Here is a 12936-nt window from a genome sequence, read left to right as displayed (position 1 = left end):
TGTTTCGGCGATGTATGTGCACTTGGGCTTCGTGACGAAGTACCACCGTGGAGTGTTCACCGACGAGATGCTGACGCGCCGCGAAGAGGTCATGCGCAAGGTCTGCGAGGACTTCTAAGCGGAGCTGAAGGAGTTCAACGGCGAACGCGATCACGTCCACCTCCTGATGCACCACCCGCCCAACGTCGCCGTCTCGAAGCTGGTCAACAGCCTCAATGGCGTCTCCGCTCGCCGGATACAGCAGGAGTTCACCGGCTGGATCAACCACGCCATCATGCACGGGCACCTGTGGTCACCCTCATGTTTCTCCGCATCGTGCGGCGGAGCGCCGTTGGCGATCGTCCGCCAGGACATCGAGCAGCAACAACGTCCGCTCTAGGGCGCACGTCAGAGCAGCCTTGAGATGCATTCATCCCCGGCGTGAACGCCGGAGCTTTCTGCGAGAGTCCCGGTAACAGCCCGGGCCCCGGGTCAGTGCTCCGCCCGCGCCTTGAGGTTGTGGAGCCAGGCGTCCAGGGAGGCGTCCAGTGCCGCCTGGAGTGCGGCGGTGTCGGACTCGACCGGGGCGCCGGACCAGGACTCCTCGGTGTGGACGTGCACTCCGTCGCGCGCCCGGGTGAAGGTCCACACGTGCACGGCGGTGATGCCCTGGGCCGGGCCGCCCCAGACGATGCGGTGTCGCGGGCGGACCTGCTGGACGGTCGAGGTGATGTCCTTGAGGCCGTGCACCGACCAGACGAACACGGAGCCCGCGCGCAGCGGACCCGGGGTCTGCTTGGTCACCTCGGTGACGTCGGGCTGCCAGGCGGGCCAGGCCTCCACGTCGGTCTGGATCTTCCAGACGCGGTCAAGCGGGGCGTGGATCACGATGTCGTCGCGGGTGATGACGGGGGCGTCGGGGTCGATGCCCGTGGGGTGGTGGGGTCCGGCCGCCGTGACGGCCATGACGAGGGCGGCGGGGACGGCGGCGGCCTTCGCCAGCAGGGTGGCGAGCATGGTGAACTCCTGGGCGGGGGTGGGATGTTGGACTACGGGACCAGGACGACCTTGCCGCTGACCGTGCCGGACTCGGCCAGGCGCAGCGCGTCGGCGATGTCGGCGAGGGGAAGTACGGCGGCGACGGCCGGGCTGATCTCGCCCCGCTGCAGGGCCGTGAAGACCTGGGTGAGGTCGGTGCGCAGGCGGGCGCGGAAGCGGTTCTTGGAGAGGGCCTTGCCGGCCCAGACGTTGAAGAAGTAGGCGTGGCGGCCGTTGGGCAGGGCGTTCCACATCCAGACGCGGCCCAGGAGCTTGAGGACGGGCCACTGCTTGGAGCCGGTGTCGTCGCGGGTGGCGGCGCTGCCGTACGAGACGAGGGTGCCGCCGCGGGCGAGGAGGCCCCAGGAGTCGCTCACGCTGCGGCCGCCGACGTGGTCGAAGACCGCGTCCACGCCGCCGGGGGCCAGTGTGCGCACCCGGGCCGGGATGTCCTCGGTGCGGTAGTCGATGGGCGTGACGCCCTGGGCGCGCAGCGCGTCGTGGTGGCGGGGCGAGGCCGTGCCGATGACGCGGGCTCCGGCGGCGAGCGCCAGTTGGACGAGCAGGGAGCCGACGCCGCCGTTGGCGCCGTGGACGAGGACCGTGTGGCCGGGCCGCACGCGCGCCTTGCGGTGCAGCATCTGCCAGGCGGTGATGCCGTTGACCACGGCGGTCTCCGCCTCGGCCGCGCCGACTCCCGCGGGCACCTCGACCACGTCCGCCGCGTCGAGCACGACGTGGCTGGCCCAGCCGCCGGTCTTCGTCAGGGCCGCCACCCGGGTGCCGACGAGGCCGGGCTCGACTCCGGGGCCGGCCGCCTGGACGGTGCCGACGAGGTCGTAGCCGGGGACGAACGGGAACGGGGGCTGGTCGTAGTAGCGGCCCCGGCGCATCTGCTGTTCGGCGAAGGACACGCCGGTCGCCTCCATGCGGACGACGACCTGGCCCGGGCCGGGGGCGGGGACCGGGCCGCGGCGCAGTTCCAGCTCCTCGGGCTCGACCGTGCCCGGCAGGACCACCTCGACGCGCTCCACTACGTTCATCACGACCTCCGTTATATGGATTTGCTTGAGTTAGAGGGTCTAACTGGAAGGTGTGACCAGACTGCGGGTCGAACCACCACCCCGTCAAGAGGTGGCGAGAACTTTTTTTAGAGGGTCTGACGGTAGTGATAGGATCTAACACAATGGAGTCGTGTCGGCCGACCGAGGCCGACGAAGGCCTGCCCAGGAAGAAGGTGGTGACCGTGGCGCGGAACGCGGCGTCCCCGCGGGACCGGTACCGGGCTCAAGTCCGTACGGAGATCAAGGAGCACGCCTGGCAGCAGATCGCCGGCGCGGGGGCCTCCGCGCTCTCCCTCAACGCCATCGCCAAGCAGATGGGGATGACCGGTCCGGCCCTCTACCGCTACTTCGGCAACCGCGACGAACTCATCACCGAGCTCGTCACCGACGCCTACCGCAGCCTGGCGGACACCTTCCGCGCCGCCGCGGCGGACGGCGCCGACCTCGCGGGGCTCGCGCACGCGCTGCGCGGCTGGGCGCTTGCGGATCCCCAGCGGTACTTCCTCATCTACGGCACACCCGTGCCCGGCTATCACGCGCCGGACGACGTCACCGCGATCGCCGCCGAGATCATGGAGACCCTGCTCGACGCGGCCGTGGCCGTGCCGGCACGGCCGGGCGGGGCGGCCGACGCCGACGAGGGGGCCGACGACGGGGCCGAGAAAGAGGCGTACGAGAGCTCGTACGAGAAGTCGTTCGAGGCGCATCTCGCCGAGCACCGGAGCTGGGACGGCGGCCACCGCGCCGCGCCCGCGGACCTGCGGCGCGCGCTGGCCTTCTGGAGCCGGCTGCACGGGGTCGTCTCGCTCGAACTCGCCGGCCACTTCACCGGAATGGGCTTCGATGCCGCCCAGTTCTTCGCGGCCGAGCTGGACGGGCTGCTCGACCGCTGAGGTGCCGCCGCCCGGGGCGAGCGGCACCGGTCAGTCGGTGTCGGGGAGCCAGTTGCCGTGGAAGCCGAAGGGGACGCGGCCGGGCAGGTGGATGGTGGCCGCGGGGGGTGCCGAGAGGTCGTCCGCGTCCAGGACGACCAGGTCGCTGCGGTCGGTGCCGGCGTCGTGGACGTAGGTCATGAGCCAGCCGGGGCCGCCGGCCGCGGTGGTGGCGGGGGCGAAGGCGGCCTCGCCGGGGGTGCGGTCGGGGCCGAAATCGTGCGCGGTGGTGGCGCCGCTGGTCAGGTCGTAGCGGATCAGCGCGTTGTCGCCGGTGATGTGGCCGTGGGCGGCGGGCAGGCCGGTCAGACGGTCGTCGGTACGGGGGAACTCGCCCGGGCGGTCGTCGAGTTGCTCCTCGCGGACCGTGCCGGTCGCCGGGTCGATCGACCAGGACCACAGCACCGCGTCCTGGGGCGGGCTGATGCCCTGGTCGGTGCGGCGCCAGATCTCCGAGTAGCGCATGACGTGCAGGACGATGCGGCCGTCGGGGGTGTCGTGGGCGTTGAGGATGTGGAAGACGTAGCAGGGGTCGATGTCGTACCAGCGCACCTCGCCGTGCGGGTCGTCGCGGCGCAGGACGCCGAGGCGGGCGCCGTAGCCGTCGTCCCAGCGGTACGGCATCGTCCGGCCGGTCATGGCGAGTTCGAGGTCGAAGACGACCGGCAGGTCCAGGAAGACGACGTGCCCGGCGGTGAGCGCGAAGTCGTGGAGCATGGTCGGGCCGGGGACCTCGATGGGCCTGCTGAGCACCAGTTCGCCGGTGGCGTCGGCGCGGTGGTAGGTCAGGTGCGTGGGCTCCAGGACGCCGTAGCCGAAGAAGTGCAGTTCCCCGGTGGTCGGGCAGGTCTTGGGGTGGGCGGTCATGGCGGTCTGCAGCCGGCCGCCGAAGTCGTAGGGGCCCTTGGTGTCCAGGTCGCGGGTGAGCTCGTAGGGCAGGGCCGTCTCGACCAGGGCCAGGGTGCGGCCGGCGTGCCGGACGACGTGGGTGTTGGCGGGGCCGGCGGTGAGGTCGCGGTGGCCCTGGTCGTCGTACATGCGGGCGCCGTCGGTGAAGCTGGTGGTGCGCACCCAGCGGTTGCGGTACGACACCGCCCGGCCGTTCTCGATCCGCAGGCCGTGGATCATGCCGTCGCCGAAGAACCAGTGGCCGGAGGCGGCGTCCGCCGGGTTCGGGCCGTTGCGCAGGTACCAGCCGGACAGCTCGGGCGGGATCGTGCCGGTCACCGGCAGGTCGTGCGCGGTGAGTTCCTCGGTGACCGGGGCGTAGTTGCCCGCCAGGTGGCGCGGGATCGTCATCGGGCCACCTGGCCGGCCTTGGCCTGGACGTAGGCGATGTAGCGGACGGTGAAGAGCATCGGGACGACGAAGCCGGCGATCTGGATGACCGTCGCGGTCGTGGAGTGGGCGTCGCCGGCGTGGGCCACCAGGGCGAGGACGACGGCGGTCAGGGCGAAGGCCGCGGTCCATACGGCGGTGATGATCACGTTGGTGCGGACGAACGGCTTGAGGTCCCACAGCTCGCGCGGGGTGGTGCGCTTGGCGATGCCCAGCGTGAACGGCTTGCCGATGACCAGCGAGACGCCGGCGATGACGGCCAGGGTGCCCGAGGAGAGGGCCGCCGAGTAGTCGTGGACGCCCGAGTGGGGGTCGGCGAACGCGATCACGGTCAATGCGGCGAAGAAGACCGCCGAGCCCAGCTCGATGATCAGCGCGTCGAAGCCGGTACCGGCCCGTACCTGCTGGGCCATGACCGCCACCGCGACCACCAGGGCGGCCAGGGCTGCCCACTGCCAGCTTCCCGACGGGAGGACGGCGAAGACGATCCACGGCAGGAACGTACGCAGGTAGGACATTGATCTCTCCGTTCGGGGTCCCTCTGCTGACATGTCAAAAGTAGAAGGTCTACTAGTGACATGTCAATGTTGGAATGTAGAGTGGAGGCATGAGCCTCAGACACGCACTGCTCGGACTACTGACGGAGCGGCCCGCCAGCGGGTACGACCTGCTGAAGCGGTTCGAGACCTCACTGGCCAATGTGTGGCCGGCGACGCAGAGCCAGATCTACACGGAGCTGACCAAGCTGGCCGGCACCGGACTGATCACCGTGGCGGCCGAGGGACCGCGCGGCCGCAAGGAGTACGCCCTCACCGACGACGGCCTGGCGGAGCTGCGGCACTGGCTGACCGAGACCAAGCCCCAGCGCAACACGCGCAGCGACGTGCTGCTGCGGGTGTTCTTCCTCGGGGTGCTCAAGCCCGAGGAGGCGCACGAGTACCTGGCCGAGCTGGCCGGCCTGTCCGAGCAGGGCTACGAGGAGCTGCACCAGCTGGCCGAGGCCGTCGACTGGGACGACGACGACCTCTCGGTCTACGGCCGGATCGCCCTGGAGTACGGCCTGCGCTTCCACGCCATGCGCCGCGACTGGGCCAAGTGGGCGGCGGAGCAGGTCGGGTAGGAGGCGGGTGCGCGGCGACCCGAAGATGGGATACAGTGATCTTGCGCTTGTCACCCGGAAACCCGGGTGGTGGGTGATGCGTTGGTGGTCCAAGGAAAGACGTCCCGCTTCCTGCGGGGAGATGCAGGTGCAAGGCCTGCCCGGCGCTCGAACAGAACCCCTCTCCTGATTCAGGAGGGGGGTTCTCGCGTTGTCAGCGGAGTGTGTCTATCCACGTCTGCAGGCGGTGGCCCTGGGTGGTCATCAGGTCGGGATCGCGCAGGGCGTTGGTGAGGACCGACATTCCCTGGTAGGCGGCGACGAGTTCGACGGCCAGGGCGGGGGCGTCGGGGCGGCCCAGTTCGGTGAACTGGGCCTCGGTCCAGTCGAGCAGGGCGCGCATGACCTTGGCGGCGGACTCGTCCAGGCCGTCGTCGCGTTTGTCGAGCTCGGTGGTCAGGGTGCCGAAGGGGCAGCCGAAGCGGGCCGCCGTCTCGCGCTGCTCGACCCAGCCGGCGATCAGGGCCTTCAGGCGGGCGGCGGGGTCCGGGAGCTCTTCCAACTGGGCGGTCAGGGCGACGAGTTGGGTGTGGTGGGCGGCCACCACGGCCTCGACCAGCTGGTCCTTGGTCTTGAAGTAGTAGTAGACGTTGCCGAGCGGGACGTCGGCCGCGCCGGCGATGTCACCGAGGGTGGTCTTCTCCACGCCCTTCTCGTGGAAGACCCGCACGGCGGCCTCTACGAGGCGCTCGCGCTTGCCGCCACGAGGGGTCCGGGGGCCCTTGGCCGCCGCGGCGGCTTCTGAGTCAGTCACCTGACTGAGGATAGACAGCGGGGAGGTGGACCGCTAGCGTGTGAGTTAGTTAGCCAACTAACTCAGTCGAGCAGGGAGAAGTGTCGTGATCGTTGTTACGGGTGCCACCGGGAACGTGGGGCGGGCTCTGGTCGGGATGCTGGTGGCGGCCGGCGAGGACGTGACCGCCGTGGCGCGCGGGATCGGGGGCGGGGATGTTCCGGCGGGGGTGCGCGCCGTCGCCGCCGATCTCGGGGAACCGGAGAGCCTGGTGCCCGCGCTGGAGGGGGCCAAGGCGCTGTTCCTGCTGGTGGCCGGCGAGGACCCGGTCGGGATCCTGGAGCGGGCCGCGGCGGCCGGGGTCGCCCGCGTGGTGCTGCTGTCCTCGCAGGGAGTGGGGACCCGGCCGGGGGTCTACGCGCACGCCGCCCGGTTCGAGGCGGCCGTCGCCGGCTCCGGGCTCGCCTTCACCGTGCTGCGGTCGGGCGGGATGGCCTCCAACGCCCTCGCCTGGGCCGGGCCGGTGCGCGAGCACCGTACGGCCGCGGCTCCCTTCGCCGAGGTGGGGCTGCCGTTCGTGGACCCGGACGACGTCGCCGCGGTGGCGGCCGCGGTGCTGCGGGAGGACGGGCACGACGGCGCCACCTACGTACTGACCGGGCCCACGGCGACCACGCCTCGGCAGCGGGCCGCGGCCATCGCGGAGGCGATCGGGGAGCCGGTGCGGTTCGTCGAGCAGACGCGCGAGGAGGCGTCCGCGCAGCTGGCCCGGTTCATGCCGCCCGCGGTGGTGGAGGGCACGCTGGCGATCCTCGGGGAGCCCACCGAGGAGGAGCGGCGGGTCGGCGGCGACGTCGAGCGGGTGCTCGGGCGGCCGGCCGCCGCGTTCGGGGCGTGGGCGGCGCGCCATGCCGGCGCCTTCCGGTGAGGGGGGTCAGGCGCCGGTCGGGCTCATGACCGTGCGTGCTCCACCTGGGGTGCGGAAAGGAGGGCGGGCCAGTCCTGGGCGGCGGCCCAGGAGGAGAAGGTGTGCCAGCCGATCTCGGGGTGGTCGCGGCGCAGTCCGCGTACGTCGACGTCGAGGCCGGTGGTCGTGAAGTACTCGAACATGGCCGCCAGGTCCTCGGAGCAGGTGCGGACGTAGGACAGGGGCACCTCCTGGTGCGCGATCGGGTCGCCGATCGCCGTCGTCAGGATCTCGGCCATCTCGGCGGGCGTGCGCTCGTCGGAGGCGATGTCGATGCGCTGCCCGGCGAAGTCGTCGCGGCTCCGCAGGGCCAGCGCGGCGAACTCGCCGATGTCGGTGGCGGGGATGAGGGTGAGCGGGCGGTCGGCGGGCATCGGCCAGGCGAAGGTGCCGGTGCGCATGCCCTCCAGGGTCCAGCCGCTCGCGTAGTTGTCCATGAAGGCCGCCGGGGCGATCACCGTCCAGGGCACACCGGAGGCGCGCAGGTACTGCTCCACCAGGTGCTTGCTCTCGTAGTGCGGGATGCCCGTGCCGCGGTCGGCGTGCGCGGCGGAGGTGAGGACGACGTGGCCGAGGCGGGCCGAGACCGCGGCATCGACCAGGGCGTGGCCCTGCCGGGTCTCGACATCCGTGTCGGTGCCGAAGGGCGTCGTCACCGCGAACAGGGCGTCGGCGCCGGTGAGCGCGGCGTCGAGGCTCGCCCGGTCGTCGAAGTCGGCGCGGTGGATGTCGGCGCCGCAGGCCCGCAGGGCGTCGGCGGCGGGCGAGTCGGGGTGGCGGGTGAGGGCGCGGACGCGGTGCCCGGCGGCGAGCAGGGCCCGAGCGGTGGCCCCGCCCTGGGCGCCGGTGGCGCCGGTTACGGCGATGGTGAACATGGGTTTCCCGTGGGTGCGTGAGAGAGGGATGCGGAGGACCGCTCCGCTTGCTTGCGTGGCACATTAGCTGCGCCACGCATAAGAATAGCCAGACTTCGCTGCGCCGCGCAGTCAATTTTGGGTGCGGGTGCGATCCGGGCGCGGAGTGGCGGGTGACCTGTGACCGATGACCAGTGGCAGGTGGCAGGGGGAGGAGCCGAGCGGCGCGGGAGCTCGGGCGTCAGAAGTCCAGGTCCAGTTGTTCGATGTCGGTGAACTCCACGTCCAGGCCCTGGGCTCGGCGGCCCCGGTCGCGGAAGTACATCTCGCCGAGGCCCTCGGCCAGGATGGCGCGGAGTTGGGTTTCGGTGGCGCCCGCGTCCTGGGCCGTGAAGAGGCGGGCGGCGTATTGGGGGGGCAGTGCCTGGTTGAGGTGGCGGACTCGGGGGTCGTCCGTGGTGCCGGGTGCCGCCGTGAAGCCGAAGCGGGCGCGTGTCGACATGAACAGGCCGTCCGTGGTCGCCGCCCGCTGCCGGGCCCGCGCCCGGATACGGGGCTGCCAGCGGTGGCGGACCTCGCGGTGCATGCGCTCGGCCAGGGCGGGACGCGGGTGCTTCAACTGGCCCTTGAGGTAGCGCTCCACCGTGCGCTGGGAGATCCCGAGCAGGTCCGCGACCGCTCTGGTGCCCTTGAGCTGCCGTACCAGAAAGCGCATCTGCGCCTGCGCCGACTTCGGCAGCGGGCGGGTGAAGTGGCGCGCATCCGCCTCGTCGAGGCTGTCGTTGATGTCCGCCATCGTGTGGTCCGTCCTGCCCGGTGCGCTGCGCTGTCCGGCGGCCTTCGGTCCCGGCCGCGGGTACGTCGTACCCCGTTGTACCAGGCGGGTTCGCGGCGCCGGACGCGCAGGTGGCGGGCGGCGCCTGCGCCCGCCTCCTGCCCGCCTCCATTCGCGCTCCATCGCCGTTTCGGGGCGGGGTGCCACGCTGACCGGCACGGACTTACCAGGAAGGCGGGGGACAGCCGATATGAGTGGTCAGCGTTTGGCTCTGACATTTCCCGGCCAGGGTGCGCAGCACCCCGGGATGGGCCGCGCCTGGGTGGCCGGCGCGGGCTGGGCCCTGGCCGAGCGGGCCGCCGAGATCACCGGCCGCGACGTGGTGGACCTGCTCCTGCACGCCGACGAGACGCATCTGCGGCGCACCGACAACTCCCAACTCGCCACGTTCACCCTGGAGATGGTGATCTTCCAGGAGCTGAGCGAGGTACTGCCGACGGCGGTCCACCCGCTGGTGTGCGCCGGCCACAGCCTGGGTGAGTACTCGGCGCTGGTGGCGGCCGGCATCCTCTCCTTCGACGACGGCGTCCGTCTGGTCGCCGCGCGCGGAGCGGCGATGCGCGCGGCCTGCGCGGCCGAGCCCGGCACGATGGCGGTGATCCTGGGCCCGGCGGTGGAAGACGTCGAGGAGGCGGCCGCGTCGGTGCGGGCCGAGGGCGGCCGGGTCTGGGTGGCCAACCTCAACTCGCCCCAGCAGTCGGTCCTTTCCGGCGCGGAGGACGACCTCGCGCGCTGCTGCGGACTGCTCGGCAAGGCCAAGATCGTGTCGATCCCGGTCGGCGGGGCCTTCCACACCCCCCTGATGACGCCGGCGGCCGAGTCGTTCCGTCAGGTCCTCGGCACCGTCGAGTTCCGGCCGGGCCACGCCCCGGTCGTGGCGAACGTCGACGCCCGTCCGCACCAGGGCGGCGAGGAGTGGCCCGCGTTGCTGGAGCGTCAGCTCGCCTCGCCGGTGCGGTGGACGGAGTCGGTGCGCACGATGGCCGACGACCTGTCCTGCGACACCTTCGTCGAGGTCGGCCCCGGCCGCACCCTGTCCGGTCTGGCCAAGCGGATCAGCCCGCAGGTCGACCGGCTGACGGTGAACGACCCCGAGCGGCTGCCGGCACTGGCGCAGACGACCACGAGGGACGCGGCGTAACCGCGCGCTCCACTGCGAACCCGCCGTCCCTCCCCTTGCCCACCGCGTGCTCCCGCCCCTCGCCCACCGCGCGCAGCCTTCCGTGGTCGAGAAGCACTTGAGGATGAGTCAGATGTGGGCGGAGAAGCGCTTTGATGCTGGTCGGGGCGGGGTGGGGCAGGGACTTTTCGGGGCCGCGCGGGGGTGGGGGCTGGGGCATGCTGGTGGCGGTCTCCTGCGGACGCTTGCCTGAGGGGCCGGGTGCCGGGGCGTGTCCCGCTTGCGTGCCGGATGCGCCCAACCCGGGTCTCGGCAGAGGTTTTTCGGATCTCGGCGGAGGTTTTTCCGCTCGCCGGTCACATTGTCGCCCTCCGGCTCGTCAGTGCAGTGAGTAGGCACCCAGTGAAAAGGCACCCCGTGGATTTTGGAGGAACCATGACCGCCCGCATCCCGAACCCCGCCATCGCCGCCGGTCCCGACGCCCTTCCCGCGCTCCTGGCGTTGGGGGAGGCCGTGAAGAAGACCGGGCTGTCCGACACGCTGATCAACCTCATCTACCTGCGCGCCAGCCAGATCAACGGGTCCAGCTGGAACGTGAACAAGCACGCCGGTGACCTGACGGCGGCCGGCGAGAGCGCCGAGCGGGTCGCGACCGTCTCGGCCTGGCGTGACGCCCCGTTCTTCACGCCGGAGGAGCGTGCCGCGCTGGCCCTCGCGGAGGCCGCGACGCGTCTGGCCGACACCGTTGACCCGGTCTCGGACGACGTGTGGGCCGAGGCGGCCAAGCACTACAGCGACCAGGAGCTCGCCGGGATCCTGCTCGCCACCGGTGTGAACAACCTGTGGCACCGCCTGATGCCGACCTCGCGTCAGCCCGCACAGTCGCTGGCCGGCTGAACGTCGGCAGTACCCGGCCGCAGGCCGGAAGTGGCCGACTGAACGTCGGTATTGGTCGGCCGGATGCGACAGCCGCGCGGATGCGCGGTGTCCGCGTCCGGCCGTCCGCCGTTTCCCGGCCCGTGTCGGCGCCGGCCGGGAAGCGGCGGCAGGTGGTGGTGTGCGGGCGGGACGTCCGGGAGGTGTCCGATGGACGAGCGTGATTGGCTGGCGGAACGTTTCGAGGAGAGCCGGGGGCATCTGCGGGCCGTCGCCCATCGCATGCTCGGTTCGACGGCCGAGGCGGACGACGCCGTGCAGGAGTCCTGGCTGCGGCTGAGCCGGGCGTACGAGGGTGACATCGCGAATCTGCGCGGCTGGCTGACCACGGTGGTCGGCCGGGTGTGCCTGGACATGCTGCGGCAGCGCCGGGCGCGCCGCGAGGACTCCCTGGAGACGCTGGTACCGGCCGTCGCCGCCTTCCACGAGGACGACGACAGCCCCGAGGAGCACGCGCTGCTGGCGGACTCGGTGGGGCTGGCGCTGCTGGTGGTCCTGGAATCCCTGGACCCCGCCGAGCGGCTGGCGTTCGTGCTGCACGACCTGTTCGGCGTGCCCTTCGACGAAGTGGCGCCGATCGTGGAGCGCACCCCGGCCGCGGCCCGGCAGCTGGCGAGCCGTGCGCGGCGCCGGGTGCGGGGCGGGACGCCTGCGGACACGGACGCCTCGCAGCGGCGGGAAGTGGTGGAGGCGTTCCTGTCCGCCGCGCGCGACGGTGACTTCGACGCGCTGGTCACCGTACTGGACCCGGACGCCGTGGCCCGGTCCAACGGACTGCCGGTCGCGCGCGGCGCCCTGGCCGTCGCCCGGGGGGCGGCGACGTTCGCGCCGTTCGCGCAGGCCGCGCAGCTGGCGCTCATCAACGGGCTGCCCGGAGTTCTGGCCCAGCAGGACGACGGCGAATTCCGAGCGATGACCTTCGACATAGCGGGCGGGAAGATCGTCGAGGTCGATGTCATAAGCGATCCCGAGCAGCTGCGCACCATGGAACTGGCTCTCCTGGACTGAGCCTCGAGGCCGCCTCGGGCGGGAACGGGTGGGAACTCGCTCAAGGCCGGGCGGAATTCGGCGGCGGGCATTTCACGACTGTATTCGAGGGACCGTAGATTGGTGCGCGGGCGGCATTCGGCGCCGGATATTCCATTCCTCGGGAGGTCGTTCGCCTTGGGCAGGTTCGATGGCAAGACCGCGCTCGTGACCGGGGCCAGCCGCGGCATCGGCCGTGGTATCGCCCGCCGGCTGGCACACGACGGTGCGCTGGTCGCCGTGCACTACGCGACCTCGCAGGACGCCGCGCAGGAGGTCGTGGAGGAGATCGAGAAGGACGGCGGACAGGCTTTCGCGGTCGGCGCGGAACTGAGTGACGTATCCACCGTGGAGGCATTGTTCGGCGCGTTGGAGGAGGAGCTCGAAAAGCGCACCTCCGCCACGTCGTTGAACATCCTCGTGAACAACGCGGCCGTGGGCGGACCGCCCACCCTGCCGGAGGACGTGACGCCGGAGCTGTTCGACCGGTACTACGCCGTCAACGCCCGGGCGCCGTTCTTCGTCGCGCAGCGCGCACTGGCGCTGATTCCCGACGGTGGCCGCATCGTCAACATCTCCTCCGGCATCACACGCAGCTCGCAGCCGGACCAGATCGCGTACGCGATCTCCAAGAGCGCGGTCGACCAGCTCACCCTGCACCTGGCGCTGCACGTGGCGCCGCGGGGCATCACGGTGAACACGGTGGCGCCGGGCCGTACGAACAACCAGAGCCCGATCTTCAGCAACCCGAAGGCCGTGGAGCAGATGGCGCAGATGTCGGCGTTCAAGCGGGTGGGTCAGCCCGAGGACATCGCCGACGTGGTGGCCTTCCTCGCCTCGGCGGACTCGCGCTGGATCACCGGCGCGTTCATCGACGCCACCGGCGGCACGCTGCTCGGCTGACCTCGGGGTGCACGACGTAGAGAGCGGCGGCGCCGGCCGGAGAGGTTCCTCC

The 12936-nt window shown here is 71.5% G+C and carries 14 protein-coding genes and 1 pseudogene; 8 read left to right on the top strand and 7 right to left on the bottom strand.

From position 1 onward, the window contains the following. Positions 1–10: 10 nt before the first annotated feature. Positions 11–379 (top strand): annotated as a pseudogene (gene tnpA / locus ACWGKT_RS43610) (IS200/IS605 family transposase). Positions 380–471: 92 nt separating this feature from the next. Here tnpA and ACWGKT_RS43605 read toward each other — a convergent pair. Both ACWGKT_RS43605 and ACWGKT_RS43600 read right to left on the bottom strand, forming a co-directional pair. Continuing rightward, positions 472–996, bottom strand: a complete 525-nt coding sequence (locus ACWGKT_RS43605; RefSeq protein WP_453278057.1) for an SRPBCC family protein — start codon at positions 994–996, stop codon at positions 472–474. A gap of 32 nt (positions 997–1028) precedes the next feature. Beyond that, a complete protein-coding gene (locus ACWGKT_RS43600) occupies positions 1029–2060 on the bottom strand; it encodes a medium chain dehydrogenase/reductase family protein (RefSeq protein WP_453278056.1) in 1032 nt (343 codons plus the stop codon). Positions 2061–2203: 143 nt separating this feature from the next. Between ACWGKT_RS43600 and ACWGKT_RS43595 the strand changes: the two genes are divergently transcribed. After that, positions 2204–2974, top strand: coding sequence for a TetR/AcrR family transcriptional regulator (locus ACWGKT_RS43595; RefSeq protein WP_453278055.1), 771 nt, complete (start codon positions 2204–2206; stop codon positions 2972–2974). 30 nt (positions 2975–3004) lie between these two features. On the opposite strand, the gene ACWGKT_RS43590 is transcribed toward ACWGKT_RS43595, so the two are convergent. Then, complete coding sequence (locus ACWGKT_RS43590; protein ID WP_453278054.1) at positions 3005–4312, bottom strand: carotenoid oxygenase family protein; 1308 nt, start codon at positions 4310–4312, stop codon at positions 3005–3007. After that, a complete protein-coding gene (locus tag ACWGKT_RS43585; RefSeq protein ID WP_453278053.1) occupies positions 4309–4869 on the bottom strand; it encodes a hypothetical protein in 561 nt (186 codons plus the stop codon). Before ACWGKT_RS43585 ends, ACWGKT_RS43590 begins: the two co-directional genes overlap by 4 nt. 89 nt (positions 4870–4958) lie before the next feature. Here ACWGKT_RS43585 and ACWGKT_RS43580 point away from each other — a divergent pair, with 89 nt between their 5' ends. Beyond that, entirely contained in the window at positions 4959–5471 is a 513-nt protein-coding gene (locus tag ACWGKT_RS43580; RefSeq protein WP_235454221.1) for a PadR family transcriptional regulator, read from the top strand. A gap of 193 nt (positions 5472–5664) precedes the next feature. On the opposite strand, the gene ACWGKT_RS43575 is transcribed toward ACWGKT_RS43580, so the two are convergent. Continuing rightward, positions 5665–6264 carry a TetR/AcrR family transcriptional regulator gene (locus ACWGKT_RS43575; protein WP_453278052.1) on the bottom strand — a complete coding sequence of 200 codons (600 nt, stop codon included), beginning with the start codon at positions 6262–6264 and terminating at the stop codon, positions 5665–5667. Positions 6265–6349: 85 nt separating this feature from the next. On the opposite strand from ACWGKT_RS43575, the gene ACWGKT_RS43570 reads away from it, so the two are divergent. Further along, on the top strand, positions 6350–7171 hold the full coding sequence (locus tag ACWGKT_RS43570) for an SDR family oxidoreductase (RefSeq protein WP_453278051.1): 822 nt from the start codon (positions 6350–6352) through the stop codon (positions 7169–7171). 23 nt (positions 7172–7194) lie between these two features. Here the strand turns inward: ACWGKT_RS43570 and ACWGKT_RS43565 are convergent, their stop codons facing one another. Together ACWGKT_RS43565 and tpg are read right to left on the bottom strand one after the other, a co-directional pair. Beyond that, complete coding sequence (locus ACWGKT_RS43565; protein ID WP_453278050.1) at positions 7195–8085, bottom strand: NmrA/HSCARG family protein; 891 nt, start codon at positions 8083–8085, stop codon at positions 7195–7197. A gap of 220 nt (positions 8086–8305) precedes the next feature. Then, positions 8306–8860 (bottom strand): telomere-protecting terminal protein Tpg, encoded by a 555-nt coding sequence (gene tpg, locus ACWGKT_RS43560; protein WP_453278049.1) that lies wholly within the window; start codon positions 8858–8860, stop codon positions 8306–8308. 229 nt (positions 8861–9089) lie between these two features. On the opposite strand from tpg, the gene ACWGKT_RS43555 reads away from it, so the two are divergent. From ACWGKT_RS43555 to ACWGKT_RS43540, 4 genes are all read left to right on the top strand, one after another. Beyond that, positions 9090–10040 carry an ACP S-malonyltransferase gene (locus tag ACWGKT_RS43555; RefSeq protein ID WP_453278048.1) on the top strand — a complete coding sequence of 317 codons (951 nt, stop codon included), beginning with the start codon at positions 9090–9092 and terminating at the stop codon, positions 10038–10040. Between the two features lie 414 nt (positions 10041–10454). Continuing rightward, a complete protein-coding gene (locus ACWGKT_RS43550; protein WP_356144511.1) occupies positions 10455–10916 on the top strand; it encodes a carboxymuconolactone decarboxylase family protein in 462 nt (153 codons plus the stop codon). A 189-nt stretch (positions 10917–11105) separates the two neighbouring features. Beyond that, positions 11106–11963: a sigma-70 family RNA polymerase sigma factor gene (locus ACWGKT_RS43545; RefSeq protein ID WP_453278047.1), complete on the top strand. Its 858-nt coding sequence runs from the start codon at positions 11106–11108 to the stop codon at positions 11961–11963. 156 nt (positions 11964–12119) lie between these two features. Further along, on the top strand, positions 12120–12884 hold the full coding sequence (locus ACWGKT_RS43540; RefSeq protein ID WP_453278046.1) for an SDR family oxidoreductase: 765 nt from the start codon (positions 12120–12122) through the stop codon (positions 12882–12884). Positions 12885–12936: the final 52 nt, after the last annotated feature.

It is taken from the genome of Streptomyces sp. NPDC054794 (assembly GCF_053611585.1).
This window is presented reverse-complemented; position numbering and strand designations above follow the sequence as displayed.